Source organism: Stenotrophomonas sp. PS02298, from assembly GCF_029959445.1.
GTDB lineage: Bacteria > Pseudomonadota > Gammaproteobacteria > Xanthomonadales > Xanthomonadaceae > Stenotrophomonas.
This window is the reverse complement of sequence record NZ_JASCOR010000029.1, coordinates 23185-35551: the sequence shown is the minus strand read 5'-3', so window position 1 is coordinate 35551 and position 12367 is coordinate 23185. Positions and strand designations below refer to the sequence as shown.

The 12367-nt window shown below is 63.6% G+C and carries 13 protein-coding genes; 8 read left to right on the top strand and 5 right to left on the bottom strand.

Features of this window, described 5'->3' with window-relative positions:
* Window positions 1-205: 205 nt before the first annotated feature.
* The 4 genes from QMX78_RS06825 to QMX78_RS06810 form a co-directional block, all read right to left on the bottom strand.
* A complete protein-coding gene (locus QMX78_RS06825) occupies window positions 206-556 on the bottom strand; it encodes a DUF3301 domain-containing protein (RefSeq protein ID WP_282267803.1) in 351 nt (116 codons plus the stop codon).
* A 74-nt stretch (window positions 557-630) separates the two neighbouring features.
* Window positions 631-1548 (bottom strand): DUF2272 domain-containing protein, encoded by a 918-nt coding sequence (locus QMX78_RS06820; protein ID WP_282267807.1) that lies wholly within the window; start codon window positions 1546-1548, stop codon window positions 631-633.
* A gap of 118 nt (window positions 1549-1666) precedes the next feature.
* The gene (gene nadC, locus QMX78_RS06815) at window positions 1667-2524 is read right to left on the bottom strand and encodes a carboxylating nicotinate-nucleotide diphosphorylase (protein ID WP_282267801.1); all 858 of its coding nucleotides are present in this window, start codon (window positions 2522-2524) and stop codon (window positions 1667-1669) included.
* Window positions 2524-2793 carry a Trm112 family protein gene (locus QMX78_RS06810; protein WP_282267799.1) on the bottom strand — a complete coding sequence of 90 codons (270 nt, stop codon included), beginning with the start codon at window positions 2791-2793 and terminating at the stop codon, window positions 2524-2526. The genes nadC and QMX78_RS06810 overlap by 1 nt, the downstream gene beginning before the upstream one ends.
* Window positions 2794-2852: 59 nt before the next feature.
* On the opposite strand from QMX78_RS06810, the gene purE reads away from it, so the two are divergent.
* The 3 genes from purE to QMX78_RS06795 are packed head-to-tail and all read left to right on the top strand — an operon-like array spanning window position 2853 to window position 4895.
* Window positions 2853-3356 (top strand): 5-(carboxyamino)imidazole ribonucleotide mutase, encoded by a 504-nt coding sequence (gene purE / locus QMX78_RS06805; protein WP_282267797.1) that lies wholly within the window; start codon window positions 2853-2855, stop codon window positions 3354-3356.
* Window positions 3353-4513: a 5-(carboxyamino)imidazole ribonucleotide synthase gene (locus tag QMX78_RS06800; protein ID WP_282267795.1), complete on the top strand. Its 1161-nt coding sequence runs from the start codon at window positions 3353-3355 to the stop codon at window positions 4511-4513. Before purE ends, QMX78_RS06800 begins: the two co-directional genes overlap by 4 nt.
* A gap of 46 nt (window positions 4514-4559) precedes the next feature.
* Window positions 4560-4895 carry a carboxymuconolactone decarboxylase family protein gene (locus QMX78_RS06795; RefSeq protein WP_282267792.1) on the top strand — a complete coding sequence of 112 codons (336 nt, stop codon included), beginning with the start codon at window positions 4560-4562 and terminating at the stop codon, window positions 4893-4895.
* 219 nt (window positions 4896-5114) lie between these two features.
* On the opposite strand, the gene QMX78_RS06790 is transcribed toward QMX78_RS06795, so the two are convergent.
* A complete protein-coding gene (locus tag QMX78_RS06790; protein ID WP_282267788.1) occupies window positions 5115-5693 on the bottom strand; it encodes a superoxide dismutase in 579 nt (192 codons plus the stop codon).
* A 117-nt stretch (window positions 5694-5810) separates the two neighbouring features.
* On the opposite strand from QMX78_RS06790, the gene grxD reads away from it, so the two are divergent.
* The 5 genes from grxD to ppnN all read left to right on the top strand — a co-directional run bounded on the left by grxD (window position 5811) and on the right by ppnN (window position 12366).
* Window positions 5811-6131, top strand: coding sequence for a Grx4 family monothiol glutaredoxin (gene grxD, locus QMX78_RS06785; RefSeq protein WP_282267786.1), 321 nt, complete (start codon window positions 5811-5813; stop codon window positions 6129-6131).
* A complete protein-coding gene (locus tag QMX78_RS06780; RefSeq protein WP_282267780.1) occupies window positions 6128-6871 on the top strand; it encodes an SDR family NAD(P)-dependent oxidoreductase in 744 nt (247 codons plus the stop codon). The genes grxD and QMX78_RS06780 overlap by 4 nt, the downstream gene beginning before the upstream one ends.
* Window positions 6868-7461 (top strand): YhgN family NAAT transporter, encoded by a 594-nt coding sequence (locus QMX78_RS06775; protein ID WP_282267778.1) that lies wholly within the window; start codon window positions 6868-6870, stop codon window positions 7459-7461. Before QMX78_RS06780 ends, QMX78_RS06775 begins: the two co-directional genes overlap by 4 nt.
* Window positions 7462-7680: 219 nt before the next feature.
* Window positions 7681-10866: a TonB-dependent receptor gene (locus QMX78_RS06770; protein WP_282267776.1), complete on the top strand. Its 3186-nt coding sequence runs from the start codon at window positions 7681-7683 to the stop codon at window positions 10864-10866.
* Window positions 10867-10977: 111 nt separating this feature from the next.
* A complete protein-coding gene (gene ppnN, locus QMX78_RS06765; RefSeq protein ID WP_282267774.1) occupies window positions 10978-12366 on the top strand; it encodes a nucleotide 5'-monophosphate nucleosidase PpnN in 1389 nt (462 codons plus the stop codon).
* Window position 12367: the final 1 nt, after the last annotated feature.

The window sequence follows — 12367 nt, the reverse complement described above, 5'->3', positions numbered from 1 at the left end:
GCTGATGTACTGGAAGGTGCGGACATGCCAGCGACCTGAAAGGACCTTGGCTTCGCGGCTGACGCCGCTCCCACAAAAAACGTGCAGCGTTATTGGATTGTCGGCAATGCCCCTGCCGAGCATGGCTCGGCACTACCAGTCAGTGCAGCGTTATGGGATTGTCGGCAACGCCCCTGCCGAGCATGGCTCGGCACTACCGGTTGGATCAGATGTCTTCGGCTTCTTCGGTGCTTTTGCGCAGGCGGCCGATCTGTGCGGCGGCAGGGCCGCTGAAGGAGACCAGTTCGCGGCCGCGCAAGACCATGCGGCCGGTATGGCGATCCTGGCCATCATAGGAATAGTCGAAACGGAAGCTGCGTTCGAAGCCCAGCCAGCCGTTGGGCAGGCGGCACAGGCGCAGGCCGGTGCTGTGCACGCTCTGGTCCAACCACTGCACGTCGGCAGCGCGGCAGGCGTTGCGACCCAGTTCGGTGGCGCGGTCGGCAGCGGCGCGGGAGCGGTCCCAGAACGCAAAACCAATCGCGCCGACAATCATCAGGATAAGAAGGGTAGGCATGCGAGCACTTTAGGCGATCTGCTCATCCATGCGCAGCCCTCTGTTTGCGGTTGATGCCGGCGCGCCAGCAAGCCTCAGTGAGTGACAGGCGTTGGAATCGGCTTGTCCGGTGGTGGCGGCAACGGCGCGGTCGAATTGAATACCGGCGCCGGGTTGGTCGCGGTCAACTTCAGGAGTGCGGCCCAATCCTGTCGATTGAGGTTGCACTCTTCCTCCTGGCCGGGTGAACAGCGTTGTTCAATCGGCGAGCTCGGCACCTGCGCAGCGTTGGCTTTTGGCAACTCGAGCAGGCCAGTGCGATCAAGCATGAGCTTGCGCATCACCACCGAATTGGCGACATTGCCGCCGACCAGGTAGAGCGTGCGGTCGCCGCCCATGTTGGCGCTGACCACGATTTCGCAGTGCGATTTCCAGTTGCCGGCACGGCCGCTGCCCAGTGCCTGGATCAAGCCTGCGTAGTTCAAGGTGCTGCTGCGGTCGCGCAGGAAGCACAGCATGTCACCGGGCGCCGGCTTCTCGCTGGCCGGGTCGGCCAGGCGATACGGCATGCCGTTGCTGCCGCCCTGGTAGGCGGCACGGATGTAGTCGATATGGCGCGGTGATCGGGTAAAGCCGGGCACGGCGGCGCGCGTCATCACCCAGGAGATGAAAGCGGCCGACCACGGGTTGTCGATCAGGAACGCGCGGCAGTCGGTATCGGTATAGCGGTTTCCGGCCGGCTGCGCGCAGCTGCTGGCGCCGGCAATGGCGCCCATCGGGCCAAGCGTGCCGCTATCGCGCCAATAGCCGACGACGCGCTGCCAGGCGATCAGGCCGTTGTCAGCCAGATGCTCGTTCTCGGCCTCGGTAACGCCGAGGCTGGCGATGCGGCCATCGCGGTCGATGAAGGGGCGATACCACAGGCGGTGTTCACCGCAGGCCGCCGCAACCACGGCCTTGGCGGTTTCGCTCAGGCCATAGCGCGGCGGCACGTCACAGGCTTCGGCTGCCATCGCCGGCAGGGTGGGTAACAGCAGGGTCAGGCCGCACAACAGGAATCGGTATGCCACAGCGGGCTCCGCGGGGGATATTGGGGGAGTGTCGCAGCCGGGACCGTGTGCATGCCGTGAGTCAGCGTGGTGGCGGGCCCAGCTTCAGCGACAGATCGATGGCTTGCACGTGTTTGGTCAGTCCGCCGATGGAAATGCAGTCCACGCCGTCTTCGGCGATGGCGCGCAACGTGGTCATGTCGACGCTGCCGGAGACTTCCAGTGGAATCCGCCCGGCAGTGATGCGCACCGCATCGCGGCGCATCGCTGCGCTGAAGTCGTCGATCAGGATGCGCTCGCAACCGGCGGCCAGTGCCTCCTGCAGCTGCTGCAGGTCTTCCACTTCCACTACCAGGGGCAGTTTGGGTTGTTGTGCGCGTGCGGCGTGCACGGCGGCAGTCAATGAGCCGGCGGCGCGGATGTGGTTTTCTTTCAGCATCACCGTATCGAACAGGCCGATGCGGTGGTTGTCGCCGCCGCCGCAACGCACCGCGTACTTCTGCGCCAGGCGCAGGCCGGGCAGGGTTTTACGGGTGTCGAGGATGCGCGCCCTGGTGCCTGCCACCGCCGCGACGTAGCGCGCGGTGATGGTGGCGGTGCCGGACAGGGTCTGCAGGAAGTTGAGCGAGGTGCGCTCGGCGCTGACCAGGCTGCGGCTGCGGCCGCTCAGTGTGGCCAGCACCGTTCCGGCGCTGACGTGCTCGCCTTCCAGTACCCGCCAATCGATCCGGACCTGCGGGTCCAGCGCACGATGGGTGGCGTCGAACCAGGGGCGGCCGGCGATCACCGCGTCCTGCTTGCACAGCAGGTAGGCGACGTCGGCGGCATCGGGCAACAGTGCGGCGGTGACGTCGCCGCTGCCGATGTCCTCGGCCAGGGCGCGGGCTACATCGGCGTCAATCTGTTCCTGCGGCGGGGCCAGCGGCGGGTGCGGCAGCATTATTTGGCCGGGAAGTCGGTGATCTGGGCGGTGGCGATGGCTTCATCGGCCAGCAGCACTGGAATGCCGTCATCGACGCGGAAGACCTGCTTGCGGTCGCCGCTGATCAGGGCCTCGCGCAGTGGCTGGGCCTGCGGGCTGCCGTCGGCGCGGGTCACGCCGCCGCTGCCGATGGCGCGGTTGAGGGCTTCCAGGCCGGCGCTTTCCAGCAGGAACAGCGGCTGGCGGGTGTCGGGGGAGACGAGCAGGTCGAGCAGTTTGCGGTCCATCAGTTCGTGGTCTTGCGGGGAAGACGGCTAGAATACGTCTTTGCAGCAGGTGACGGCCAATGACCCCCAACCACCCCGCGCCGCTAGTCGGCATCGTGATGGGTTCCCGCTCAGACTGGGAAACCATGCAGCACGCCGCCCAGAAGCTTGATGCTTTGGGCGTTCCGTATGAAGTGAAGGTAGTTTCCGCACACCGGACCCCGGATGTGCTATTCAGCTATGCCGAGCAGGCGGGCCCGCGTGGCCTGCGCGCGATCATCGGTGGCGCTGGTGGTGCGGCGCACCTGCCGGGCATGCTGGCTGCCAAGACCGCCGTGCCGGTGCTGGGCGTGCCGGTGCAGTCCAAGGCACTCAATGGCATGGATTCGTTGCTGTCGATCGTGCAGATGCCGGCGGGTATCCCGGTGGCGACCTTTGCCATCGGCAACGCGGGCGCATCCAATGCGGCCCTGTTCGCCGCGGCCATGCTGGCCGCCGAGCAGCCGCAGATCGGTGCCGCGCTGGACGCCTTCCGCGCGCGCCAGACCGAAGATGTGATGGCTGCGGACGATCCGCGCCAATGATCACGGTTGGTATTCTCGGTGGCGGGCAGCTGGCTCGCATGATGGCGCTGGCGGGAGCTCCGCTGGGCCTGCGTTTCGTGGTGTTCGATCCGGCCGCCGATGCGTGCGCGGGGCAGGTGGCGCCGCTGCAGGTGGGTAACTTCGATGACACCGAGGCATTGGCCGAGTTCGCGGCCAAGGTCGACGTGATCACCTTCGATTTCGAAAATGTGCCGGCTGCCAGCGCGCATTGGCTGGCCGAACGCAAGCCGGTGTTCCCGAATCCGGCCGCCCTGGCGGTGGCGCAGGATCGGCTCAGTGAAAAGACCTTGTTCCAGGAACTGGGCATAGCGCTGCCAGCATTTGCCGATATCCGCAGCCGCGATGAATTGGCCGCCAAGGCTGCCGAGTTCGGCATGCCGTGCATTCTCAAGACGCGGCGGTTGGGCTACGACGGCAAGGGCCAGTTCCGTATCCGTGACGCGGCGGACATCGATACCGCCTGGCAGACGCTGGGTGCGCAGGTCGACAAGACCGGGCTGATCCTCGAGGGCTTTGTGGCATTCGAGCGGGAAGTCAGCGTGGTGGCCGTGCGCGGCCGCGACGGCGAGTTCCGCGCCTGGCCACTGACCGCCAATTGGCATGTGGACGGTGTGCTGTCGGCCAGTCTGGCGCCGGCTGCGCTGTCTGCCGAGCAGCAGGCGACCGCGATTGCCTATGCGCGCCGTGTTGCCGAGCGCTTGGACTACGTTGGCGTATTCGCGCTGGAACTGTTCTGCCGTGGCGATGCGCTGCTGGCCAACGAGATGGCGCCGCGCGTGCACAATTCGGGTCACTGGACCAGCGATGGTGCGGAAACCTCGCAGTTCGAGAACCATATCCGCGCCGTGCTTGGCCTGCCCCTGGGCGATACCCGCATGCTCGGCCACGCCTGCATGCTGAACTGGCTGGGGCAGATGCCCGACGCCAAGGCGGTGCTGGGCGAAGCTGCTGGTCATTGGCACGACTACGGCAAGCAGGCCCGCGAGGGTCGCAAGGTCGGTCACGCCAACCTGCGTGATGACGCGCCGGCGGCGCTGGCGGATGCCTTGCTGCGTGTGGGTGAGGCCTTGGGTCGGCAGGAACAGGTCGCCCCGGTGGTTGAGGTCCTGCGTCGCGGCGACATGACGGCGAACTAATCTTTGCCGGCGTAAGGTTCTCCAGTCCCAACTGGAGAACCCAGCCATGCTCGACTGGAATGACTACCGTCGTGAGTTGAAGGGCCGTATCGGCGAACTCGGCAAGCTCTCGCCGGATACGCTCAAGGGCTATATCACCCTGAGCGGCGCAGGCGCGCAGACCAACCACCTGGACGGCAAGACCCGCGAATTGATCGCGTTGGCGGTGGCGGTGACCACCCGCTGCGATGGTTGCATCACCACCCATGTCGACGCTGCCTTGAAGCAGGGCGCCAGCCGCGAGGAAATCGCCGAGGCGCTGGGTGTGGCGGTGGCGCTCAATGCTGGCGCTGCGCTGGTGTATTCGGCGCGGGTGCTGGATGCGGTGGCTGCGCACGAGTGAGGCGGGTTTTGCTTCTGGCTCACTCAGAGAACTTTCAGATCGTCATTCCCGCGCAGGCGGGAATCGCTCTGGCTTCTGTGCTTCTGCAGTAGCCGCGCGCGTTGCTCAAGTGCACAAGTAGTTCCGAGTCTGGAGCAGGAGCAGGAGCGATTCCCGCCTGCGCGGGAATGACGGCGTAGGAGCAAAGCCAAAGCCCTGCATGCCTGCCCTCGCGGGCGCTCAGCGCAGCTGTGCTTCCACAAAGTCCCAGTTGACCAGCTTCCAGAACGCCTGCAGAAAGCGCGCGCGATCATTCTGGTAATCGCTGTAATACGCGTGCTCCCAGACATCGCAGACCAGCAAGGGCGTGCTGTCGCCGGTCAATGGGGTGTTGGCGTTGCGGGTGCTGACAACGGCCAGCTTGCCGTCCGGGTGCTGCACCAGCCAGGTCCAGCCCGAGCCAAACACGCCCAGGGCGGCCCGATTGAACTCTTCCCGCAGTTTCTGCGCATCGCCGAATTGACGGTTGATGTGCTCGGCCAGCACTCCCTGCGGGTCGCCGCCTGCGCGCGGGTGCAGGCATTGCCAGAAGAAGTCGTGGTTCCATGCCTGCGCCGCCGCCTGGAACAGGCTGCCCTGGCTGTTGCGCACGATCTCCTCCAACGACAGCGCGTCCAGCTCGGTGCCGGCGATGCGCGCATTGACCGCGTCCACGTAGCCGCGATGGTGCCTGCCGTGGTGCAGGTCCAGGGTCTCGGCGGAAATGTGTGGCTGCAGTGCGGTACGGGCGTAGGGCAGTTCAGGAAGTTGGACGGGCATCGGAGATTCTTTTCGGGGCAGGGCGCCGGGAGTTGGCCGGCTCGGCTTACAATGGTCAACCACGGGAAAGTCTATCCGACCAGGACGGGCCGTTCTTTCGCAGTAGGGAGAATTCGAATGCCGGTGATGGAACAAATCCAGGCTGAGGTAGAGCAACACCCCCTTGTCCTGTTCATGAAGGGTACGCCGCAGTACCCGATGTGCGGCTTTTCCAGCCGCGCGGTACAGGCGTTGACGGCAGCCGGGGCAATCAATCTGCGCACGGTCAACCTGCTCGAGTTCCCTGAGGTGCGAGCCAATCTGCCGCGCTACTCGAACCTGGCGACCTTCCCGCAGTTCTTCATGCACGGCGAGTTGATTGGCGGCTGCGACATCATTCTGGAGCTGCTGGAGTCCGGCGAGCTCAAGCGCATCGTTGCCGAGGCCGGGCAAGCGTGAGCGCCCAGCCCCGGGGTGACGTGGGCGCCGACCTGGCTGGTCGGGTAATTCTGATCGCGGGTGCTGCGGGCGGTCTGGGCGCAGCGGCGACCCGGGCCTGCACGGAGGCCGGCGCGACGGTGGTGATGCTGGGCCGCAAGGTCGCCAAGCTCAATCGCGTCTACGACAGCGCCGCACAACTCGGCCCGGAGCCATTGCTCTATCCGCTGGATCTGGAGGGGGCCAGCCCCGATGACTACGCGGCTTTGGCCGAACGGCTGGAGTCCGAGCTTGGGCGGCTGGACGGTGTGTTGCATTGCGCGGCCGATTTTGCCGGGCTGACCCCGTTTGCATCCGGCGACCCGGCCGCCTTCGCCCGTGCCATCCACGTCAACCTGACTGCCCGTGCCTGGTTGACCCAGGCCTGCCTGCCCTTGCTGCGGCAGCGTGAGGACGCGGCCGTGGTGTTCGCGCTGGATGATCCGCGACGGGTGGGGCAGGCCTATTGGGGCGGTTACGGGGTAGCCCAGTACGGGCTGCGCGGGCTGATCGAGAGCCTGCACCATGAGCTGCGCAACGGTCCGGTCCGGGTCTGTGGCATGCAGCCGGGGCCGATGCGTACCGGGCTGCGGGCGCGTGCGTTCACCCATGAAGAAGACGCGGCGCCGGTGGATCCCGCCAACTATGCCGCCGCCAGCGTGCAGCTGCTCGCGGCCAGCGGCGCGCAGTGGCGTGGAAAGGTGTTGGACCTGGCCCCGTGACGATCCTTTCAGCGGCCTTGCTGCTGTTTCTGATCCTGGACCCGCTGGGCAACATCCCGGTATTCCTCAGCCTGCTCAAACCGTTGACGCCCCGGCGTCAGCGGGTGGTGCTGGTGCGCGAGTTGCTGATAGCGCTGGCAGTCCTGATGGCCTTTCTATGGGGCGGCAAATACGCGCTGGAGCTGATGCACCTGCGCCAGGAGTCGGTGGCCATTGCTGGCGGCATCGTGTTGTTCCTGATCGGCATCCGCATGATCTTCCCGCGCCCGGAGGGTCTGATGGGGGCGGTGCCGGACGGTGAGCCGTTCATCGTGCCAATGGCGATTCCGCTGGTCGCCGGGCCCTCGGGCATGGCGGCGGTGATGCTGATGGGGAGCAACGAGCCGTCGCGCCTGGGTGATTGGAGCCTGGCCTTGCTGCTGGCCTGGGGTGGGACAGCGGCGATCCTGATGTCCGCAACCCTGCTGTACAAGCTGCTGGGTGCCCGCGCGCTGACCGCGCTGGAGCGCCTGATGGGCATGCTGTTGGTCGCAATTTCGGTACAAATGCTGCTGGATGGTCTGGGGACCTATCTGGCGTCAATCCGCTAACTGCTTGATCCGCCGTAGGGGGAACTGCTGCAGCGCAATACCGCTGTCTTCTTGCAGTCATAAATTGTCATTACCGTGTTAACCTTATCTTAACCGTTGCGGCTGTAACCGCCTCGGAAGGGACCCCCAAGATTCAAGACGATCAGGCGCTCGGTTGATCCCGGGGCTGATGGATCGCGTTTTTTCTCAATCGCCAACTCGTTTCGAGGCTACCCACCTATGAATCACCCGCGTATCAAGATGTCCAAGCTTGCACTTGGTCTTGTCGTCGCTCTTGCGGCTGCACCGGCTTTCGCACAGAGCACCTCTGCCGGCGTCGGCGGTCAGGTCACCAACGTCGGCGGCCAGCCGGTTGCTGGCGCTGAAGTCACGATCACCCACACCGAGTCGGGCACGGTCAGCCGCGCAGTCACCGATGATTCGGGTCGTTACTCCGCGCGCGGCCTGCGCGTTGGTGGTCCGTACACGATCACCATCACCAAGCCGGGCGAAGGCACCAAGACCGAAGAGGGTGTTTACCTCAACCTGAACCAGGTCGGCGCGATCAACGCCCAGCTCGGCGGCGACGTCACCACGATGGCTGGCGTTGCAGTCACCGCTTCGCGTCTGATGGACACCTTCAACCCGGACAACAAGGGTGTGGGCACCTCGATCAGCGGCCGCCAGCTGGACCTGACCCCGAAGGGCAACCGTTCGCTGGATGACGTGGCGCGCCTTGATCCGCGTATCACGGTAACCGACCAGGGCACCGGCGCCATCTCGGTTGCAGGCGTCAACAACCGTTACAACAACATCTCGGTCGATGGCCTGTCCCAGGGCGACCCGTTCGGCCTGAACGCCAACGGCATGCCGTATGCGGGTTCGCCGATTTCGGTCGACACCATTGCAGCCTACGACCTGAAGGTGTCCGACTATGACGTCGGTTCCGACACCGTTGGCGCAACCGTCAATGCAGTGACCAAGTCCGGTACCAACGAGTTCCACGGCTCGGTGTACTACGCGTACAAGAATGCCGATGACATGGTCGGTTCGCGCAATGGCCAGAATTACGGCGGCTTTGACAAGGATGCCACCAAGGGCGTGACCCTGGGCGGCCCGATCGTCAAGGACAAGCTGTTCTTCTTCGCCTCGTACGAAGAGCAGGAAGTGACCAACTTCGGTGGTTCGTCCAATGCGGATGGCTACGAGAACGGTGTGATCTCGATGGACGAGATCAACCAGGTCATCGACATCGCCAAGAACAAGTACGGCTTCGACGCTGGTACCTATGGCGCTTTCGGCGTCAACCTGGACAGCAAGCGCTACCTGGCAAAGATCGACTGGAACATCAATGACAGTCACCGTCTGAGCTTGACCCACCAGCGTACCGAAGAGTTCCTGCCGCAGCCTTACGATGCCAACAGCAACTCGGTGATCCTGAGCAGCCGCTGGTACAACAAGGACAACCTGACCAAGAACACCTCGTTGCAGCTGTTCAGCGACTGGAGCCCGAATTTCTCCACCGAGGCCAAGGTCAGCTACCAGACCTTCGATCAGATCAACGGCAACCCGCTGAATCTGCCGACGATCAACATCACCACGGCCAACAACACCACCCTGGGCAACGGTATCCGTCTGGGTGAGGATCGCAACCGTCACGAGAACCAGATCAATACCGAGAAGCTCACCGCGACGGTGTTTGCCAACTGGTACTTGAACGACCACACGCTGAAGTTCGGTGTGGATTACATGCGCAACGATGTGTTCAACCTGTATGGTCGCGACCTGCACGGTGTGTACACCTTCGCCAGCATCGCCGACTTCGAAGCTGGTCAGTACGACTCGTACAACGTCCGTCAGCCGATTGGCCAGTACGGCGTCAACGACACCGCTGCCGCGATGGTCTATACGCAGGTCAGCCCGTTCGTCCAGGACACCTGGGTAGTCAATGACAACCTGTCGCTGACCTACGGCGTGCGCGTCAATATCCCGAAGGCCAACAAGGCTCCGCCGACCACGCCTGGCTTTGAAGAAGCATTCGGTTATCGCAATGACTACCGCCTGGGCGCCAGCAACAAGGTCGTCCTGCCGCGCGCTGCGTTCAACTACACCTTTGATACCGAGCGCTACTCGCAGTTGCGCGGTGGTATCGGCCTGTTCCAGAGCGTGCCGCCGTTCGTGTGGCTGGCCAACCCGTACCAGAACAACGGCGTGACCGCTGCTTCGTTCACCTCGTACGATCCGAGCCAGTACCCGTTCAGCCCGGACTCCAACAACCAGCCGTTCCCGCCGAACATGACCGCCGATGGCGTGGCCAAGCAGGTCGATACCATCGATCCTGACTTCAAGCTGCCGACCGTTTGGAAGGTAAGCCTGGGTTATGACGCGGAACTGCCGTGGATGGGTCTGATCGGCTCGGTGGAAGCACAGCACATCAAGAACAAGGATGGCGTGTTCTACCAGGCGATCAACATCGGTGAAGTGCAGGGTCAGCTGGCTGATGGCCGTGACTACTACTACTGCAACCTTGGTTCGATCAGCAGCTCCAACAAGAACTGCGGCCGCAATACCGCTTTCGAATACAACTCCACCAAGCTGGGCAACACCGACAAGGGTTCCTCGACGGCGGTGACGTTCTCGTTGAACAAGCCGCTGGCTAATGGCTGGTACGGCAACTTGAGCTATACCTACACGAAGGCGACCGAAGTAGGTTCGGACAACTCGTCGCAGGCGTGGTCGGGCTACCAGTTCGTATCGCGTCTGAATCCGAACGAAGAAATCGCTTCGACCGCCAGCCGTGAAGTGCGCAACTCGATCAAGGCATCGTTCGGTTGGGAGCACGCGTTCTTCGGTGACTACAAGACCAGCTTCACCGCGTTCTACAACGGTCGTGACGGCCTGCCGTATACCTGGATCATCGATGGAGATCCGAACGGCGACCGCATCTTCCAGGATCCGGCGTACATCCCGTTGGTCAACGATCCGAACGTGAGCTACGGCAATGCAACCGCCGAGCAGATTGCAGCGTTCCATGCGTTCATCGACGCCAACCCGTACCTGTCTTCGCACCGTGGCCAGATCGCCAAGCGCAATGGCGCCCGCTACCCGTGGGTGAACCAGTTCGACGTGAGTCTGCAGCAGGAGCTGCCGGGCTTCTTCAAGGAACACAAGTCGATCATTCGCTTGGACATCTTCAATGTCCTGAACATGCTCAACAAGGATTGGGGCGTGACGGAGCAACAGTCGCAGGGCTATGACACCCGTTATCTGGCTGGCTTGGCCGGTATCAAGACGGATGGTACCTACGAGTACAGGCTCGGCAACCAGTACCCGGAGAAGCTGGCCACGTATGACTCCAACACCGGTTACCCGCATCGTGTCGTTTCGCGCTGGTCGGCCCTGCTGACCCTGCGTTACGAATTCTGATCGGTCAGGCTGAAATGAAGTAACAGGTGAACGGCCGGGGCAACCCGGCCGTTTTCTTTTTATTGGGGGTAGCGCTAAAGTCGATCGCCAATGAATGGAGTTGAAGTGGAAATGACCAAGAACGAAGGGGCAGCGAGGGCGCTGCCGGTGCAGGACGCACGGATTTATCCGCGTGGTGGGTTGGACGTGCTGTCACGGGCCGAGGTTGCGCGGTTGCGTGATGCTTCTGGCGGTGGCATGCATGAACTACTGCGTCGCTGCGCACTTGCGGTGCTGACCAGTGGTAGTGCTTCGGATGACCCGCGCGCTGCGCGCGACCTGTATCCGGACTTCGATGTGCAGGTGACCCAGCAGGACCGTGGTGTCCGCATCGACCTGAGCAATGCGCCGGCGGTGGCCTTCGTTGATGGCGAGATCATCCGCGGTATCGCCGAGCTGCTGTTCTCGGTGGTGCGCGACCTGGCCTATATGGCCATCGAGCTGGGGCCGGAGTACGCCTCCGACCTTGAGACCTCTGACGGCATCACCAACGCGGTGTTCGGCGTGTTGCGCAATGCGCGCATCCTGCAGCCCAGCGACCCGAACCTGGTCGTGTGCTGGGGTGGTCACTCGATCTCGCGTGACGAATACCTGTACACCAAGCAGGTTGGCTATGAGCTGGGCCTGCGCGGCCTGGACATCTGCACGGGTTGCGGCCCGGGTGCGATGAAGGGGCCGATGAAGGGCGCCACCATTGCCCATGCCAAGCAGCGCAAGACCAATACCCGTTACATCGGCATCACCGAGCCGGGCATCATCGCTGCCGAGTCGCCGAACCCGATCGTCAACCATCTGGTGATCATGCCGGACATCGAGAAACGCCTGGAGGCGTTTGTCCGTCTCGGCCACGGCATCATCGTGTTTCCGGGTGGTGTCGGTACCGCCGAAGAGATCCTGTACCTGCTCGGCATCCTGTTGAGCGAGGAGAACAAGGATCTGCCGTTCCCGCTGATTCTCAGCGGCCCGGCCATTGCCGCGCCGTACTTCCAGCAGATCGACCGTTTCATCCGCCTGACCCTGGGTGACAAGGCGGCGGAGCGTTACGAGATCATCGTGGGTGACCCGGTCGGCGTGGCCCGCAAGATGTCGCAAGGCATCAAGCGTGTGCGCGAGTTCCGCCTGGCGCAGCGCGATTCGTTCTTCTACAACTGGCAGGTGGAGATCCCGTTGCCCTACCAGCAGCCGTTCGTGCCTACGCACGAGGCCATGGCTGGCCTGGACCTGCACAAGGGGCGTCCGGCCCCGGACCTTGCTGCCGACCTGCGCCGCGCGTTTTCCGGCATCGTCGCCGGCAACGTAAAGGAAGAGAGCATGGCCCGGATCGAGGAATTCGGCCCGTTCAAGATCCACGGCGATACCGAGATGATGCAGGCCCTGGACGAGCTGCTGCGCGCGTTTGTAGAGCAGCGCCGGATGAAGATCTCCGGTGAGTACCGACCGTGTTATCAGGTCGTTGCCTGAG

Bases quoted from the DNA above. Each gene is read 5' to 3' on its own strand.
- QMX78_RS06825 (WP_282267803.1), bottom strand. From the start codon at position 556: ATGCCTACCCTTCTTATCCTGATGATTGTCGGCGCGATTGGTTTTGCG.
- QMX78_RS06820 (WP_282267807.1), bottom strand. From the start codon at position 1,548: ATGGCAGCCGAAGCCTGTGACGTGCCGCCGCGCTATGGCCTGAGCGAA.
- nadC (WP_282267801.1), bottom strand. From the start codon at position 2,524: ATGCTGCCGCACCCGCCGCTGGCCCCGCCGCAGGAACAGATTGACGCC.
- QMX78_RS06810 (WP_282267799.1), bottom strand. From the start codon at position 2,793: ATGGACCGCAAACTGCTCGACCTGCTCGTCTCCCCCGACACCCGCCAG.
- purE (WP_282267797.1), top strand. From the start codon at position 2,853: ATGACCCCCAACCACCCCGCGCCGCTAGTCGGCATCGTGATGGGTTCC.
- QMX78_RS06800 (WP_282267795.1), top strand. From the start codon at position 3,353: ATGATCACGGTTGGTATTCTCGGTGGCGGGCAGCTGGCTCGCATGATG.
- QMX78_RS06795 (WP_282267792.1), top strand. From the start codon at position 4,560: ATGCTCGACTGGAATGACTACCGTCGTGAGTTGAAGGGCCGTATCGGC.
- QMX78_RS06790 (WP_282267788.1), bottom strand. From the start codon at position 5,693: ATGCCCGTCCAACTTCCTGAACTGCCCTACGCCCGTACCGCACTGCAG.
- grxD (WP_282267786.1), top strand. From the start codon at position 5,811: ATGCCGGTGATGGAACAAATCCAGGCTGAGGTAGAGCAACACCCCCTT.
- QMX78_RS06770 (WP_282267776.1), top strand. From the start codon at position 7,681: ATGAATCACCCGCGTATCAAGATGTCCAAGCTTGCACTTGGTCTTGTC.
- ppnN (WP_282267774.1), top strand. From the start codon at position 10,978: ATGACCAAGAACGAAGGGGCAGCGAGGGCGCTGCCGGTGCAGGACGCA.